The following is a 12,310-nucleotide window of genomic DNA, read 5'->3' on the forward strand; positions in this document are numbered from 1 at the left end:
GGGTGCTCTATGAGTAGCAAGTCACTGACCATTTTATTGGTTGAAGATAATCCAGGAGATATTCGTCTGGTACGAGAGCTATTGGCTGCAGACCAGAATGAAAGCTTCAATCTGGTTACGGCTGATCGCCAAGAGACCGCGCTGGCGATACTGGATAGTCAGGACATTACCGCTATTTTGCTGGATATAGAGTTGCCCGATAGTAGTGGCCTTAACACACTGCTTAAAATACACGCCAATGCGCCAGGTATCCCGATTGTGGTGCTGAGCAGCATTGCGGATGAAGGTTTGGCCGTGCGTTCTGTACAGCAGGGCGCACAGGATTTTCTAGTTAAAGGTTATGTAGATGCTCACCAGTTGACACGCTCTTTACGCTACGCAATTGAGCGCAAACGTACGGAGGAGCGTTTAAACCATTTAGCCCATCATGATAGTTTGACCGGCTTATCTAACCGCAAGCACTTTTACGATACGCTTAAAAACTCCATCGCCCTTGCGCGCCGGCATGAAACCAAGCTGGCACTGTTATTACTGGACTTGAATGGGTTTAAGGCGATTAATGACACTTTGGGTCATTATGTGGGAGATTTGTTGTTGCAAGGTGTGGCGCAGCGCCTGCGCGAGTGCATGCGCGAAACAGATTGTGTCGCCAGAATCGGCGGTGATGAATTTACCATGATTCTGAGTGATATTTACGACGAAGAAGATGCCGCCGCTGCCACCAGCAAGATTATTGAATCTATCGGTCGTCCTTTCCTAGTGGATGGGCGTGTACTGGATGTGGGTGTCAGCATTGGTATTGGTATTTACCCTACCGATGCGGATAACTTGGAATCTTTGGTACGCAATGCAGATGTGGCGATGTATCAGGCAAAAGCCGAAATTGGTGTGCAGAATACCTACCGCTTCTTCTCTACCAATATGAATGACAGAGCCACAGAGGATCGTGAGTTGCTCAAAGAGCTATCAAGCGCCCTTAGCCAAGGTGAGTTTGTGATTAACTATCAGCCACAGGTGGATGTGAAAACCGGTCATATCAATGGCATGGAGTCATTGTTGCGCTGGCAGCATCCGACACGTGGTTTATTGTTGCCGGCTGCGTTTATGAATGTGCTGGAGAGCTCGCCACTGGTGCTGGAAGTTGGCTGGTGGGTATTGCTGAACGTATGCAGACAAGGCCAAGCATGGCGCGAGACTGCTGGTACGCCTTTAGTGTTATCAGTGAACTTATCCCCACGCCAGCTACTGCAGGAGGATTTTGCCGAGCAGGTTTCAGCGGTGTTGGCAGAGACCGGTTTGCCGCCACATTGCTTAGAGCTTGATATCTCAGAGCATGCCTTATGGGAAGACGAAGAGTGCGCTTACAAGCAAGTGGCCAAACTTAACCAGTTAGGCGTAAGGTTGGCATTGGATAACTTTGGTAATGGTCGTGCTTCATTCTACTATCTGCGCAAGTTTCCTTTCCACGCGATTAAACTGGACCGCAGGCTTACTCAAGCGGCGTCCGCCAGTACGGATGGCGCAGATATGGCACGTGCCGTGATACAAGTAGCCCATGTTTTCCGCATGAAAGGCTTAGCTGGTGGTGTGGAGACTGCGGCGCAGCTCGATACTTTGCGTAATCTTTCTTACGATGATGCGCAAGGGTATCTCTATTGTCACCCGTTACCTACTGACGCGGCAACCGCGCTGTTAGAGCGCGGGCAGCACCTGGGCCCAGTGGCGGCGGCATAATATGAAAATACTGCTAGTAGAAGACAATCAAGGGGACGCACGGTTACTGGAGATTATGCTGCGCGACGTGTTAACTGCATGCACGCTCACGCACGCCGATACTTTAGGTAAGGCGATATCACATGCATGTTTAATGCAGTTTGATATCATTCTGCTGGATTTATCCCTACCAGACTCGCAAGGCAGCAGTACTTTCTGGCGCCTGCACGACGTGGTGTCCAACGTGCCGATAGTAGTGATGACTGGACATGATGATGAAGTGCTTGCGACAGAGTTGGCGCAGGCGGGTGCGCAAGATTATCTAGTGAAGGGTAGCGTAGATGGGCGCTGGTTATTGCGTGTCATGCGTTATGCCATCGAGCGCAAGCGGGCTGAGCTAGAGTTACGTCAAAGCGAGGCCAAAGTGCGCGCTTTGTACGAGGCCGTGCCGGATCTGCTGCTGTTTCTTGATTTAGAGGGCCGTTTTTTAGAGTGTAAGCCAGCTAAAGATTTTCAAACACACATTGAACCTGAGCATTTTCTCGGTAAAACCATCCATGAAGCTTTACCCGAGGGGATTGCTGAGCAGGCGATGCTCTGTTTGGAAAAGGTAGTAGTTGGAAGTGGTATTACTTCTTTTGAATATCAGATGGCTTTGCCTCAGGGGGTTTCTAATTACGAGTCGCGTTTTATAAGAGCCAGTGAGGAGCAAGTACTGTGTATCGTGCGCGATATCAGCGAAAGCAAACGTACGCAGCAGCAACTACATTTTCTTGCACACTACGACACATTAACAGGCCTGCCAAATCGATTACTGTTTAATGAAAGCCTGCATCAAGCGCAAACGCATGCTAATCGTACTAGCGATACTATCGCAGTCATGTTTATCGACCTAGATCGCTTTAAAAACATCAATGACACCTTGGGGCATGGCATAGGCGATAAACTATTGCAGCAGGTCGGTAATCGCATCAGCTTGTGTATCCGGGAGTCTGACACTGTAGCAAGAATGGGCGGGGACGAATTTGCTGTTGTGTTGGTGAACGTAAGGGAAGAGAGTGATGCTGCAGTAGTTGCCGAAAAAATCATAGATGCATTACGTTTGCCGTTTATGGTAGGTGAGCATGAGGTGTTTGTCGGTGCAAGTATTGGAATTACTTTCTATCGTCCTGGCCAAGATGATCGAGATGTGTTGTTAGAAAAAGCCGATGTGGCGATGTATCACGCTAAAGAGCGTGGGCGCAATAACTTTCAGTTCTATTCTTCAGAGATGGATGCAGTGGCCTATGAGCGTTTAGTGATGGAAAATCATCTGCGTCATGCATTGGATCGCAAAGAGTTTATTTTGTATTACCAGCCACAGATTGCGGTAGATGGAGGCCGTGTTACCGCGGTAGAAACTCTATTGCGCTGGCAGCATCCTGACCGTGGCTTGGTAGCACCGGGCGAGTTTATTTCACTGCTAGAAGAAAGCGGTCTAATCGTTCCAGTAGGTAAGTGGGTGTTAAAAACTTCGTGTCAGCAAGGGCGCATTTGGTATGACGCAGGCACGCCGGTGCGAGTAGCTGTCAACCTTTCAGTGCGCCAGTTTAAACACCCTGGTTTAGTTGCTGATGTAGCGGAGATTTTGGCTGAAAGTGGTTTACCGCCAGAATTATTGGAGCTGGAATTAACTGAAAGTATGTTTATGGATAGCGCTACCGGCGATGTTAATAAACTGACGCAGCTGAAGGCCTTGGGCGTTTCACTGGCGATTGATGACTTTGGCAGCGGTGCTTCATCACTTGCTTACTTAAAAGATTTTCCTGTGGATACACTTAAGATTTGTCAGTCGTTTGTGCTTAATCTTCCTCATAATAATGACGACAGTGCTATTGCCAGTGCGGTGCTGGGTTTGGCACAAGCGATGAATTTCACCAGTGTCGCTGAAGGCGTCGAGAACGATCAGCAAGCTAATTTCTTGCGAGAGCGACGTTGCGATTATTTTCAAGGGTTTCTCTTTAGTAAACCTTTGCCGGTGGAAGAGTTGGATTTGCTGTTAAGTGGTAACAAGTTATCAGGTAGTTAATAAGCTGTTGTTGATCTAGAGAGTATAGTGAGCTTGCGCCATAAGCTAAATCCACTAGTATTTCTCGCCCTAAAAACCATTTTATAAAAGTGGTCTTTGTTTTAGATGGAGAGTGTATGCGCAATATTAAATTGTTCGAATCTGAGAGCCATAAGTTTATTTTATTGAATGAGAGTGAGCCTGGAGAGGAAGATGGGATTCGTTCTAATCAATATTTGATTGTAAATAAAGACGTAGGCGCGCTACTTGATCCGGGTGGCTTTGGCGTGATGCCGCGCGTTTTGGCAGAAATGTTACGTTACCTAGCACCAGATAAGATTAAAGGGATTTTTCTTTCACATCAGGATCCAGATATCGTAGGCGGCATTTCAACTTGGTTAGAGTTGATTAAAGCGCCGGTCTATATTTCTAAAATATGGATGCGCTTCTTGCCGCATTATGGCTTAAAGGACATGTCGCAATTTGTAGGTGTGCCAGATGTAGGCATGGACTGCGAGGTTGCACCGGGCTTTATGCTAAAGGTGGTTCCAGCCCATTTCCTGCATTCAGAGGGGCAGATTAATGTCTACGACCCTGTATCAAAAATACTATTTACTGGTGACATTGGTGCGGCCATGTTGCCTATGGATAAAGATGATGCTTATGTAGATGATTTCAAAAGTCACTTGCCTTACATTGCCAGTTTTCATCAACGCTATATGTGCTCTAATAAAGCGATTTTATGTTGGCTAGACAATATTGCTGATTTGGATATTGAGATGATTGCCCCGCAGCATGGGCCGATTTATCGAGGTGAAGCAGTAGGGGAATTTTTGGCGTGGTTACGTGGTTTGCAATGCGGTATTGATCTCATGCAAAGTGGCGGTCGTTTTGGCGCTAGGTTCGAGTAACGTATATGCTACCAAATCATTTAGAGAATATGCGCTTGCAAGTGACTGATAGACTTGCGGCACTGTTGGAAAGCCAGACACGCAGTAAGATATTTAGCAGTGGTGTGGTGGAGTTAATTCGCAGTTCGCATCAGGAGGTTGTTTCTGAGCTTAAGTCAGCTGTGGTCAATACAGATGACCCCGTTGTTGCTCAGGTCTTAGGGGGTGCGGTTCAGATGTGTGATCGGCTGGATCAAAGTCTAGAAATATTGTTTCAAGAGCGAAATCGGCAGTGGCATCGTAATGGCAACTACGTGCAGTCCCTCGTGGGGGAGTTTAATGAAACGCTAACGGGCCTTGCCTCTACCTTGATTGAAAAAGACCTGCTTGAACGCCAGAGTCGAGTATTAGAGCGCATTATCTTGTCACATGAACATGTGGCACAGTGGAAAGAATTTGTGCAGGAGATATTGGCTGATTTTCATGCTATCTTTCCTTTCAATTTCTTCTATATAGCGTTTGCAGAAGAGCATGACCTCTCACTTTATCTGTATTACCTTGGCAACCATTCTGAGGAGGCAAAGCGAAACGCGCGGGAAATGCTATCTAAGCAGATGATTGCTAACTTGGCTTTACCTGATAATGCGCCGCTGAGTATCGAAGAGTTTGTGGTCCGGGGGCATGGCATTACCGATAATGTGGATGCGGTGCGCATGATTACGGTAGCGGTGCCTGATCACACTCCTAAACTAGCAGGTTTGCTAGGTGTGGCTTATGTTTCTAGTGGTGAATTAAGCCCGCAGGAAGAGAGCGTGGTACGTTCCATTTTATCTGTGATGGTGATGGTGGTAGGTTCTAGCAAACTGCTGTCCCGCACGCTTTCTGAGTTGGAATACTATGCAATGCATGACCCATTGACTGGTATCTATAACCGACGCCAGTTTAATAACATGCTGGAGTATGAAATCGGACGTTCGGAGCGTCACCATCATGAGTTCTCACTATTGCAACTTGATTTAGATGATTTCAAGGATATTAACGACTCTTACGGACATCAGACCGGTGATGAAGCGCTGTGCGGAGTTGCTGAGGTGCTGCGTGAGCATATCCGTAAGGGCGATCTGGCGGCCAGAATCGGTGGTGATGAGTTTGCCGTGATATTAATGGAAACGGGTCGCGAGGGAGCGACCACGGTTGCTAATATGCTGGGTAAATCTTTGCGTGAGCGTACGTTTACCGCACCAGATGGTAAGCATTTTCATCTGACTGTGTCGATAGGCATAGCTACCTACCCGATTGATGCGCAAAATGAAGCCGACCTGCAAGTGGGTGCCGATGCTGCCATGTACCGTGCCAAAGATATAGGCAAAGACAGTGCATGTACCTTGGACGAGCTGGATGGAAAGGTCGAGATAGGGCGGCATACACGCGATAATGCTGAGAAGCTACGTGAGGCATTACAGCAGGATCGCATCATTCCTTATTATCACAACATCGTCGATTGTAAAACAGGCGAATTATTTGCGTGTGAAACCTTAGCTAGGCTGGTTGAGCCAGATGGCAATATCGTCTCTGCAAGTATGTTTATTGAGACGATAGAGAAGTACGGCATGGGGCGTGACCTAGACCGTATGATTATTAACAAAGCATTCAGAGCCAAACGTGAGCTGATGCTGACAGGTGAGTCTGGCACTAAAATGTTCCTCAATATTTCAGCGCAGGAAATACAAGGACGCGGCATTCTTGCCTATGCAGAAGAGTTGTGCCAAACACTAGAGATTCCGCCGTCCTGCGTTGTGTTTGAAATACTGGAGCGCGATGCAATTGGGGATATGACCAATATGCGTAAGTTTTTAAGTAATTTGCGTGAAAAAGGTTTTGCATTTGCTTTGGATGATTTTGGCAGTGGCTATAACTCTTTTCATTACTTGCGTGAGCTACGTTTTGAATACGTCAAAATAGATGGTGCATTTGTGCGTAATATCCTTAACTCAAAAATTGACTACGCGCTTGTGCATAATCTATCTAGGCTATGTCAGGATATCGGTATTTATACTGTGGCTGAGTTTGTTGAGACGCAGGAAATACTGGAAGCGCTCAAAGATATGGGCATTAACTATGTGCAAGGTTTTCATATCGGGTTACCTAGTGCCAATATGCATACGCGTAAATAAGGTATCGATTGATGGCATGTAACGAGCAGTAAGGACGGTGTTATTGCGAAGGTAATGAGGTGCCAAAGTGTGATAAAGTCGTCATGCAATGATGAACCCAGAAGATTTACAGCGATTAGTCACATTGGCCATGCCTTACGGAAAATATAAAGGTAGGCTGATTGCCGATTTACCCGGGAATTATTTAAACTGGTTTGCACGAGAAGGTTTTCCTGCAGGTGACCTCGGCCGCTTATTACAGTTAATGCAGGAAATAGATCATAATGGTCTATCGCACTTGCTAGACCCGCTGAGAAAAGTAACACATCGAAGTGATTAAAATGCGATTCACATTTCTGCGCTGTATTAAGCAATATTGTTTCAGTGCCGCCTAGCTGAGACTGCTACTTTTGCTCTTCGGGATGGGCATTCTGCTTATCTCTGTTGCAATTAAGAGCGAAGACAGTCTGCGGTTGAATAGTCGTGGCATATTCACCTAACACCTCATGAAGCCGCTTGGCTTCAGGGTCATCCAGAGGTGCGAGTTGCTGTTAAGCCAAGCGATTTCATGAGGTTTTGTCAGAAAACCAAAAAAAGTAATCATGAAAATTATTGGGATCATGTTCAAATAACCTGTCCTAAATCAATTAAATCTGGTTCAGGTTGCGCTAATATTAACACCACTTTTTCAATTAAAGGCATGATTACTATGGCAGTTGTGCAAATTCAGATGCGTAAGACTAGTCCGGTTAAAGGGTGTGCATTATTCAACCTTGGGTTCCGTCCATTTTTTCTTGGCGCAGGTATTTTTGCGATCGTGTCGATTGTTTGGTGGATGCTGGTGTACAGCGGACATGGCTCTGTGCAGATTCAATCGATTACCAATGCACAGTGGCATGCACACGAGATGCTGTATGGCTACAGCCTGGCCGTGGTTGCTGGGTTTTTACTCACCGCAGTACGCAATTGGACCGGCGTACCAACGCCGAATGGTAAGCCATTAATGGGCTTGTTTGCATTATGGGTTAGTGCTCGACTGCTGTTTTTGTTCGGCACCAGCTTAATGCTGTGGGCTGCCATTGTCGATTTACTATTTGGGCTAATGTTGATTGTCGCTATTAGCATCCCTATTTTTCGCGCCAAGCAGTGGCCGCAACTTGCAGTGATTGTGAAGGTTGCCATGTTATGGGTAGGCAATATCGTATTTTATTTAGGTTACTATCAAATCCTGCAGGACGGTATGCTCTACGCTATTAACGGTGCAGTGTTATTGCTGATTGGTTTGATTTTAATGATAGGGCGCCGCGTAATTCCATTTTTCATAGAGCGCGGCGTATCTGAGCCTTTCAGAATTACACATGCCCAATGGCTGGACACCAGTATCTTAGTGGCATTTCTTGCCTTGTTTATCAATGAGATTTTTTTTCAGCGCGTTGAGTTAACACCGTATTTGGGAGTGGTTTTGTTTCTGATGAATGGTTATCGACTATCTCGCTGGCATGTATGGGGTATCTGGCGTGTGCCATTGCTGTGGAGCCTGTATTTGTCGGCATGGATGATTAACTTAGGGTTTTTGCTCTATGGATTACATGACTTGTGTGCTATTCCATTAATTTTGGTGCTGCACCTCTTTACGATTGGCGGTATAGGCCTAATGAGTATGGCTATGATGGCACGTGTAGCGTTAGGGCATACCGGGCGTGATATCCGTGCTTCATCGGACTGGTTGGTGCCAATTTTTATTGCAGTAATGTTAAGTTTGCTCTTGCGTGTGTTTGCACCAATGTTTGCGATACAATTTTACCCGGGTTGGATTATTGCCTCTGCGCTATGCTGGATAATGGCATTTGCAATTTTTGTATGGATATATGCACCCATATTATACAAACCAAGAGTCGATGGCACTCCTGGTTAAAACCTGCCCTGTAGCCAGCGCTCCAGTACCACCACAATATAGGCTTGCTCGGCCAGCGTGAGTGTGCGCCCTGCTGGAATATGGTGCCACTTTTGCAGGCAGCCACGACAGCAACAGGCTGTGGCGTGCTGCGCTACAAATACTGGGTGACCACGCATTGGGGTTTGTTTGCCGTCATTGTCGATAATGGCGGGTGCCAGCCGTTTGGCAATAAAGTCTTCAGCATGGTCGAGTACACTAGATAAGCCTTTTTGCTGCAAATAGGCTAAGTCCTTAGCACGTAACTCAAAGCTGGCTCTGAACGTGGATTGTGCTAGCGTGGCAAATAACTGGTCTAGGTCTCTCACGTTGCTGGCTTGGCTCAGTGCAGCTGGTGTAGCTCTAAGTTACGTAGTTTTGGTGCCAACTTCGCCGTGATACCCACTACGCTCAAAGTCATAAACCCGCCAAACACCACGGATGGCACTAAGCCCAGTACGCGTGCTGCTACCCCAGATTCAAACGCGCCTAACTCATTTGACGAGCCAATAAAAATGCCGTTAATGGCTGAAACCCGTCCGCGCATGGCATCTGGTGTGGCTAGCTGCATAATGGTTTGGCGCATGATGACGGACACCCCGTCGAACAAGCCGGACAGTAATAACAGTACCGCTGCCATCCAAAAGCTGGTGCTAAGACCAAAGCCTATGATGCAAAGGCCAAACCCGGCAACCGTGCCCAATAGCCAGCGCCCGGCATTTAGGTTAATCGGGTGGCGCGTGAGCCACAACCCGGTGGCGATGGCACCAAGTGCAGGTGCTGCACGTAAAATGCCCAAGCTTTCGGGGCCCATCTGGTAAATGTCATGAATAAATGCGGGCAGCATGGCAACCGCCCCGCCAAACAATACGGCAAACATGTCTAGAGATAGCGCACCCAATACAATTTGGTTGCTAAAAACAAAGCGTAGACCCTGGGCGATACTGGTGAACACCGGAATGCTTTCTGCTTTTTTCGGTTCTTTTAACTTGATTAAGGCGATGGAGGTAACGGCGCCTAAACACAGTGCGGTGGCAACGCTATAAGCCAGTGTTTTACTGCCAAACCCCACCAACATGCCGCCGATGGCTGGGCCCAGCACCAAGCCCACCTGAAAGGTGGAGGTGCCGATGCTGGCGGCACGTGCATATTGTTCACGCGGCAGAATAATGGCAAATAAGGTGTTATAGCTGGGTGCAATAAAGGCGCGTGCCACGCCGGTAAACGCAATCGAAGCATAAATCCAGAATGTGGCATTACCCTCTAACCAGCCCAAGGCCAATAAAGTAAGCGTGAACGCGTTAATCGAGAGCAGCGTTGCCGCCAAACCAGCAAATAAACGGCGTGAATAATAATGATCGACTGCATGTCCCGCAAACAGTGCAGAGGCAAAGTAAGGAATCACTTCGGCCAGACCGATGAGCCCTAACGACAGCGGATTAAGGGTGATTTGATAAACGTGCCAGCCGACCACTACCGCTAATATTTGGTAGGCCAGTACCATTTGAATCCGAAAAGCTAAAAGTTTGGCAAAAGCAAATTGATGATATTTAAATAATTCCATGGTCGACATTATAAGTGCAAACCGCTTTTGCTTAATCGACTATGGCGGTGAATTGCAGTGTTGCTGTTGAGAAAAAGCGTTTAAACCTAATGAGTAAACAGATAGAATATACGAGTTGGTGCAGTGAATAAGGTAGTAAGCGTGATGCCTTAGGGTGCATGCCGATGAGTCATCATTGACCTAGTGTGATTCTACCGATATAGATTAGGCGCACTAACCTTTAATTTTTTAAGTCTTTATGCACTAAGGTTCGATGCGGTGACAGCTTGAATGGGGATAGCTATTTAGGCACTTGCCACAAATACCAGCTGGCCACCGTGCGATAAGGGCTCCATGCTAGACCAATTTCTGCCATCTGTTTGCGTTTAGGCGCAACTTCCAGTTTTTTCAGTCGCTTGTAGCCTTCTACAATGCCAAAGTCGTCTGCGGGCAGGATGTCCATGCGCGCTAAGGTAAACATCAACATCATTTCCACGGTCCATTGGCCTATGCCTTTAATGGTGGTGATTTGCTGAATCAATGTTTCATTGCTCATGTTGTCAGTAAGTGCTTGCGTCGGTACTAAGCCGCTTAAGGCTGCGCTTGCGATACCTTGTAGCGTTTCTATTTTCCTACCGGAAAATCCCACCGCGCGTAGCTCGTCAAATGTGGTGGTCAGTAGCTGTGGTGGCGCCGGAAAATGCCCATAATGGTTGATTAGCTTTTTGAGTATTGCATCGCCGGCCTTGGTGCTGAGCTGTTGGTACGCCACCGCACGTACCAATGCCTCGTACGGGTCGCGCTCGCTTTTTGTTGTAAACTTACAGGTACCCACTTGGTCTATCAATTGCGCCCAATCGTTGTCGATAGCGCGTAAAAAATCCTGAGCTGCTTGATATGGGTTGTACATATGCTGATTATAAGCATATGTAGCCAATATCGGTTACAGATGCTTAGTGCCTCTAATGCGTTAAATGCTTCAAGTATAGTGTTTTGATGGAGAAGTTCGTTTGGATTTATTCGGCCATATTGAGCCAGCCGTAACCAATGCAACGGCGCTGGACGGTGTGCGCTTGCTAAAGGCGCTGGCTCTGCCACAAGAAGCCGCCTTGCTGGCGGATGTGGAGCGGGTGCTTGCTGCAGCGCCGTTACGCCATATGGTGACACCCGGTGGGTTTGCGATGTCGGTGGCGATGAGCAACTGTGGTGAGCTGGGTTGGGTCACCGAACGTCATGGCTATCGCTACGATGGCTGGGACCCGCTTACGCAACAGGCGTGGCCGCTGATGCCGGCCAGTTTTGCCGTACTGTCGCAGCAGGCTGCCACTCTGGCAGGCTACCCAGATTTTGTCGCCGATGCTTGTTTAATCAATCGTTATCAAGTTGGGGCGCGCATGGGGTTGCATCAAGATAAAAACGAACGGGATTTTAGCCAGCCGATTGTGTCGGTATCGTTAGGCTTAACGGCAACGTTTCAGTTCGGTGGTTTTAAGCGTAGTGATAAAGCACTGAGTTTCCCGCTTTATCATGGTGATGTGGTGGTGTGGGGTGGTGCGGCGCGTTTACGCTACCATGGCGTGCTGCCGCTGAAGGCCGGCATGCACCCAGCTTTAGGTGAAAGTCGCATTAATCTTACTTTCCGTAAAGCCGGGTAAGCTTGGTGTTGCTGTTACAGTTTTAAGGCCAGTTTGATACGACGGTAGATCTGGCATAGTTTAGAGCCGTCTAATTGGTAGTGCTTATGTAGTGGCTGTTTTACTTCCCAGCTTGCGGTCATGCCAGCTGGAAAAGTCACTAAATCACCTTTGCCGAACGTGACTGGTGTGCCGCCCGTTGGGGTAATCACGCATTCGCCAGCTAAGATGTATGCAATTTCTTGTTCAGGAAACGTCCATGGGAACACAGAAACTTCTTTCTCCCATGTTGGCCACTTGCTTACGTTCAAAGCTTCTAAACGTTGTTGGCTTGGGTTCTTTTCAACGGTGATTTGGGTCATGAGTCTTCCTTTTAAAAAATCCATTTTATCCCATC

11 protein-coding genes are annotated in these 12,310 nt (G+C 47.4%); 7 read left to right on the forward strand and 4 right to left on the reverse strand.

Annotation, left to right across the window (positions count from 1 at the left end):
- Positions 1-9 precede the first annotated feature (9 nt).
- From MMOL_RS00625 to MMOL_RS00650, 6 genes are all read left to right on the forward strand, one after another.
- On the forward strand, positions 10-1,734 hold the full coding sequence (locus tag MMOL_RS00625; protein WP_148207836.1) for a putative bifunctional diguanylate cyclase/phosphodiesterase: 1,725 nt from the start codon (positions 10-12) through the stop codon (positions 1,732-1,734).
- A 1-nt stretch (position 1,735) separates the two neighbouring features.
- Positions 1,736-3,781 carry a putative bifunctional diguanylate cyclase/phosphodiesterase gene (locus MMOL_RS00630; RefSeq protein ID WP_012777496.1) on the forward strand — a complete coding sequence of 682 codons (2,046 nt, stop codon included), beginning with the start codon at positions 1,736-1,738 and terminating at the stop codon, positions 3,779-3,781.
- Positions 3,782-3,897: 116 nt separating this feature from the next.
- Complete coding sequence (locus tag MMOL_RS00635; protein ID WP_012777497.1) at positions 3,898-4,671, forward strand: oxygen-binding di-iron domain-containing protein; 774 nt, start codon at positions 3,898-3,900, stop codon at positions 4,669-4,671.
- Between the two features lie 5 nt (positions 4,672-4,676).
- Positions 4,677-6,824 (forward strand): putative bifunctional diguanylate cyclase/phosphodiesterase, encoded by a 2,148-nt coding sequence (locus MMOL_RS00640; RefSeq protein WP_012777498.1) that lies wholly within the window; start codon positions 4,677-4,679, stop codon positions 6,822-6,824.
- A 91-nt stretch (positions 6,825-6,915) separates the two neighbouring features.
- Positions 6,916-7,143, forward strand: coding sequence for a DUF3820 family protein (locus MMOL_RS00645; protein ID WP_041928618.1), 228 nt, complete (start codon positions 6,916-6,918; stop codon positions 7,141-7,143).
- A 369-nt stretch (positions 7,144-7,512) separates the two neighbouring features.
- Positions 7,513-8,718, forward strand: a complete 1,206-nt coding sequence (locus tag MMOL_RS00650) for an NnrS family protein (protein ID WP_012777500.1) — start codon at positions 7,513-7,515, stop codon at positions 8,716-8,718.
- Here the strand turns inward: MMOL_RS00650 and MMOL_RS00655 are convergent.
- From MMOL_RS00655 to MMOL_RS00665, 3 genes are all read right to left on the reverse strand, one after another.
- Positions 8,715-9,065 carry a DUF4186 domain-containing protein gene (locus MMOL_RS00655; RefSeq protein ID WP_012777501.1) on the reverse strand — a complete coding sequence of 117 codons (351 nt, stop codon included), beginning with the start codon at positions 9,063-9,065 and terminating at the stop codon, positions 8,715-8,717. The genes MMOL_RS00650 and MMOL_RS00655 overlap by 4 nt on opposite strands.
- 14 nt (positions 9,066-9,079) lie before the next feature.
- A complete protein-coding gene (locus MMOL_RS00660) occupies positions 9,080-10,300 on the reverse strand; it encodes an MFS transporter (RefSeq protein WP_041928506.1) in 1,221 nt (406 codons plus the stop codon).
- A 280-nt stretch (positions 10,301-10,580) separates the two neighbouring features.
- On the reverse strand, positions 10,581-11,189 hold the full coding sequence (locus MMOL_RS00665; RefSeq protein ID WP_012777503.1) for a DNA-3-methyladenine glycosylase family protein: 609 nt from the start codon (positions 11,187-11,189) through the stop codon (positions 10,581-10,583).
- 100 nt (positions 11,190-11,289) lie between these two features.
- Between MMOL_RS00665 and alkB the strand changes: the two genes are divergently transcribed.
- Positions 11,290-11,934 carry a DNA oxidative demethylase AlkB gene (gene alkB / locus MMOL_RS00670; RefSeq protein ID WP_012777504.1) on the forward strand — a complete coding sequence of 215 codons (645 nt, stop codon included), beginning with the start codon at positions 11,290-11,292 and terminating at the stop codon, positions 11,932-11,934.
- A 14-nt stretch (positions 11,935-11,948) separates the two neighbouring features.
- Here alkB and MMOL_RS00675 read toward each other — a convergent pair whose 3' ends face one another.
- Positions 11,949-12,275, reverse strand: coding sequence for a cupin domain-containing protein (locus MMOL_RS00675; protein WP_012777505.1), 327 nt, complete (start codon positions 12,273-12,275; stop codon positions 11,949-11,951).
- Positions 12,276-12,310 lie beyond the last annotated feature (35 nt).

Origin of the sequence: Methylotenera mobilis JLW8 (assembly GCF_000023705.1) — a bacterium.
In the GTDB taxonomy this organism is placed as follows: domain Bacteria; phylum Pseudomonadota; class Gammaproteobacteria; order Burkholderiales; family Methylophilaceae; genus Methylotenera; species Methylotenera mobilis.